Genomic DNA, 4,017 nt, shown 5'->3' on the forward strand with positions numbered 1-4,017 from the left:
CTCGGTCTACATGGAGGATGCGCTGTTCTTCGGCGGAAGGCCCGGACACTCCATCGGCGCGCGCGCTATTCACGATTATTTCGCTTCGTATGAAGGAGTGATCGAATCAGCGACGCTGGAGCTTGTGGAACAGCACTTCATCACGCTTGCGGATGATTGTTTTCTCGCTCAAGGTTTCGGCGAGTTTCTGTTCATGCTCAGCGACGGCCGCGAGTCGCGTTCCCGTCTGCGAACCACGCTCCTGATCGCGCGGCACCGGGGAGAATGGAAGATTCGCCAGCACCATTTTTCCGCGTCTCCAGTGTCGCCGCCGATCTGAACGCGGCGTCCGTCGCGCTCACATCGATCCGGCGGTTCCCGCGACGCCGCCTTGCCGCGCGAGAAAGTCGATGGCCGCATCGCCGAACAGGTCGTTGCGGTCCCCGGCCACCATGTGGCCCGCCTGCGCAATGTTCACGTACGTCGCATGCGGGCATAGCTCGATAAATTCCTTCACGCCGGCCTCGCTCACGATGTCGGAACTGCCGCCCCGTACGAGCAGCGTCGGCAGTGCGAGGCGTCGCGCGGAGTCGGCGAGCCGCGCGTGGCGTGCGTGAGGCTCCATCGGTCTTGCGAGGAACTTCGGGTCCCAGTGCCAACGGTATCGGCCATCGTCGCCGAGGCGCACATTTTTTGCCAGGCCGCCGAGATTGCGGCGCCGCGCTTGCGATGGCCGATAGTCCGCGATTGCATCGGCGACTTCATCCAGCGAGCCGAATCCATCCGGATGCTGTGTCATGAAGGCGCGAATCCGATCGACGCCTGCGGGTTCCGAATACGGCACGATATCGACCAGAATCAGCGCACTCGCGTTCACCTGTTTTTCCGCGATCGCCACGAGACTGGTCGCGCCGCCCACTGACGCGCCAATCAGCGCAGGACGGCGTATGTCGAGCGCGGCGAGTACGCAGTCGAGGTCTGCGGCGAGCGCATCGAGGCTGTAGTCGCCGTGGGCGCTCCAGCCGGAATCGCCGTGGCCGCGTGCGTCGTAGGCAACGGCAAAGTAGCCGGCGCGGCCGAGTCGTTCGCCTGTACCGCCCCATGCATGGCGCGTCTGCCCGCCGCCGTGCAACAGCACGACCGGCGCTCCGTCGGGATGGCCCCACGTATCGCCAGCTAGCGGGATACCGTCGGAACCGGGCCAGGTATGCAGGGGCTTCGGCGTGACGGACGCGGCGCTGGCGCTTTTCATCAGGAATCCTCGGATTGCGGTTGAGCGTTCTAAAACTTCGCTGAATCGAGTGGGCTTGTCAACGCGTCGCCGTCAGTGGTTCCGTACAATGAACGCACTGGCCCGCGCGTAACAAATGCGTTAATCTTTCAAACAAACATTAGTTCATGCCGCACAGGCCCGGCCGGCGGCGAAACAAGACCTCGAAGAGCAGAGAAAAACGTGCGAAAGCGAAACTTAAATCCTAGCGCAGATACCCGCGAGGTTCTGCTTCGGCTGGCAGCGCGCTTGTTTGCGACGCAAGGGTATTCGGCCACGACCATGCGGTCGATTGCGGAGCAGGCGAATATCGAGGCCGCGAGTATCTACTATCACTTTTCGTCGAAGGAAGAGCTTGTCGACGTGGTGATGGAGCATGGCGCGGACAGCATCTTTCAGCATATCAACGGGCATTTCGACGCCTTGCCTCCGAACGCGAATGCTGAAGATCGCTTCAGGGCGGCACTCGTCGGACAGATGAGCGCGCTGCTGAAGTTCGGCGACTACGCGCTGGCGCACGGCCGCCTGCTAAGCCAGTTACCCGACGCAGTGCGCGAGCGCCAGATCAAGCGGCGGGAGCGGCATCAGCGGGTCTGGACGACGGTCTTCGACAATCTGCGCAAGGAAGGTTTCTTGCGCGAGGATGTCGATGTCTCGCTGTGCCGTATCGCCGTGCTCGGCTTCATCAATTCCGTGCAGACGTGGTTCGATCCGAAGAAGGGATCGCTCGACAAAATAGCCGATCAATACCTCACGATGTTCTTCGAAGGCGTCCAGCCGGCGAAGTCACGGCGCACCGGCCGCAAGAAGGTGCTGGCCGCGTCATCCTGAACGCCAGGCGCCGCCCCATATCCGTATTAGCCTGCCTGCGCCGATCGCTCCTCGGCCAGCAGGCGACGATAGTGCGGAAGCGCGCTCAGCAGCAGCCACGCTGCAAGCGCCGATGCAATTGCGCACACGATGGCGATCGAATGTCCGACCATCGTGGGATTGCGGAACACGCGATCCGTCAGCAGCGCAATCAGCGTGGGACCGGCGCCAAAGCCGATCAACTGGGCGACGAACGAATAGATCGCGCCAACCGTGCCGCGCATGCGGCTCGGCGCGACGAGTTGCAGGGCCGCGCCCATACATCCGGTAGGCAGGCTGAAAAAGAACACCGTCCCGGCCGCCGCCGCGAGTGCTCCGGTCACGCCGGGCGCGAACGGAATGCTCGCGCAGCAGAGCAGCATGGGAATCATGGAGATGGCAGCGGTCCGCAGCGGCGCATCTTCATAGCCGCGTTTTTCTAGCTGACGTGCAATCCACGGACCGGTCAGCGCGCCTGCAATGCCAAAGCTCACCACCAGTGCGCCGAACCGGAAACCGACCAGCGCGGCGGGCAATCCGTGCGTGCGCATCAGATAGGTGGGCATCCACGCGGGCATGCCGAGCACGACGATCGCAAGCATGCCGACGCCGAGTAGTATCCGCGCATAGAAGCCGCGTCTTTCCCAGAGATAGGCAGCAGATGCGCGTGTCGAATACTCCCGATCGTCCTCGCGCTCGCTCATCACATTGCTGCGTACAGGCTCCCGAACCGTGAGCAATACCAGTATCGCAAAGAGGATTCCAGGTAGCCCGACGATCACGAATGCGAGCTGCCACGTCTCGAACTGCCCGAGGATCGAGAAATGTTGATGGAACGCGCGCGCGAACTGGATGACGAAGCCGCCTGCAACCAGCGAGAGACCACCGCCAAGCATCGGGCCGAGAATGAAGATGCTCATTGCGCGTGGGATACGCGAGGCCGAGAAGCAGTCGGCGATCATCGAGAGGGCGAGAGGAAATACGCATGCCTCGCTGGCGCCGACGCCCAGACGTGCAAGAAAGAGTTCCTGATACGTGTCGGCCTTGCCGCATAGCGCAGTGAAAGCGCACCACAGGCAGATGGAGACCAGCAGAAGGTTGCGCCGGTTGGTCACATCGACCAGACGACCGAACAGCGGCGAGGCCGCCAGGTACGCGGCGATGAAAGCGAATCCCTGCACGAGGCTGAGTTGCGTATCGGAGATGACAAGTGAGTGTTTGATCGGTTCGACCAGCAGGTTGAGCAGTTGCCGATCGATGTAAGCCAGCGAATACGCGAGCGTGAGTATCGACAGGATGTACCAGGCTCGCCCGCTGTCGTGCGCGACTCGGTCCCGGGACGATCGTGTTCGCGCGGGCGCGCTCGTGCCCGTGCCCTCGGACGGCAACTCGTTCATGGCGTCTCTCATTTCCTCTCCAGTTGGGTCATTTCAAAGTGATCGAATTTGCGTGCTGGTCGCCGTGATTGCGCGATGTTGCAACACCGCAGGCAATCTACCTAATGAATGTTCGGTAGTTTGAGACCGGCCCGGATGTTGTTCCATGCGTGTTATCCATGAGCCAAATTTTTTAAGGTTAGCGAACTAAATGTCGAGGGAGACGGCGAGCTTAGGTGTAAACCCCCAATGACAGCATCTCACTGACGCAAGAAACGAACTACCAATCGTTAGGTAAAAACCTAACGTTAGACAGATGAACACATTAATAGCCGAGACAGTCATGACGATGCAGATGAAACCCATACGCTCTTTTCTGTTTGTGCCGGGCAATAAACCGGGCTGGATCGAGAAGTCCATCCCTTCCGGCGCGGATGCATTGATCCTCGATCTGGAGGACAGCGTGCCGCCCGCGCAGAAGGTCGAGGCGCGTGAGATCGTCAAGTCGAGGCTTGCGTGGCTGGCCGAGCAGAAGCAGCGCGT

At 61.1% G+C, this 4,017-nt stretch carries 5 protein-coding genes; 3 read left to right on the forward strand and 2 right to left on the reverse strand.

Going from position 1 to position 4,017, the window contains the following annotated elements:
- Positions 1 to 319, forward strand: a 319-nt coding sequence (locus P7F28_RS03480; protein ID WP_277183047.1) for a nuclear transport factor 2 family protein, incomplete at its 5' end; no start/stop codon positions are given.
- Between the two features lie 18 nt (positions 320 to 337).
- Here the strand turns inward: P7F28_RS03480 and P7F28_RS03485 are convergent.
- Positions 338 to 1,231 carry an alpha/beta fold hydrolase gene (locus P7F28_RS03485; RefSeq protein WP_277183048.1) on the reverse strand — a complete coding sequence of 298 codons (894 nt, stop codon included), beginning with the start codon at positions 1,229 to 1,231 and terminating at the stop codon, positions 338 to 340.
- Between the two features lie 246 nt (positions 1,232 to 1,477).
- On the opposite strand from P7F28_RS03485, the gene P7F28_RS03490 reads away from it, so the two are divergent.
- Positions 1,478 to 2,080, forward strand: a complete 603-nt coding sequence (locus tag P7F28_RS03490; protein ID WP_277183051.1) for a TetR/AcrR family transcriptional regulator — start codon at positions 1,478 to 1,480, stop codon at positions 2,078 to 2,080.
- A 26-nt stretch (positions 2,081 to 2,106) separates the two neighbouring features.
- On the opposite strand, the gene P7F28_RS03495 is transcribed toward P7F28_RS03490, so the two are convergent.
- Positions 2,107 to 3,507, reverse strand: a complete 1,401-nt coding sequence (locus P7F28_RS03495; RefSeq protein ID WP_277183049.1) for an MFS transporter — start codon at positions 3,505 to 3,507, stop codon at positions 2,107 to 2,109.
- Positions 3,508 to 3,817: 310 nt separating this feature from the next.
- On the opposite strand from P7F28_RS03495, the gene P7F28_RS03500 reads away from it, so the two are divergent.
- Positions 3,818 to 4,017: aldolase/citrate lyase family protein (locus P7F28_RS03500; RefSeq protein WP_277183050.1), on the forward strand; the 200-nt coding region annotated here is incomplete at its 3' end.

This window comes from Caballeronia sp. BR00000012568055 (genome assembly GCF_029439455.1).
Lineage (GTDB): Bacteria > Pseudomonadota > Gammaproteobacteria > Burkholderiales > Burkholderiaceae > Caballeronia.

What these genes read in the sequence shown, in the direction of transcription:
- P7F28_RS03495 (WP_277183049.1), bottom strand. Translation starts at nt 3,507, where the DNA reads ATGAGAGACGCCATGAACGAGTTGCCGTCCGAGGGCACGGGCACGAGC.
- P7F28_RS03485 (WP_277183048.1), bottom strand. Translation starts at nt 1,231, where the DNA reads ATGAAAAGCGCCAGCGCCGCGTCCGTCACGCCGAAGCCCCTGCATACC.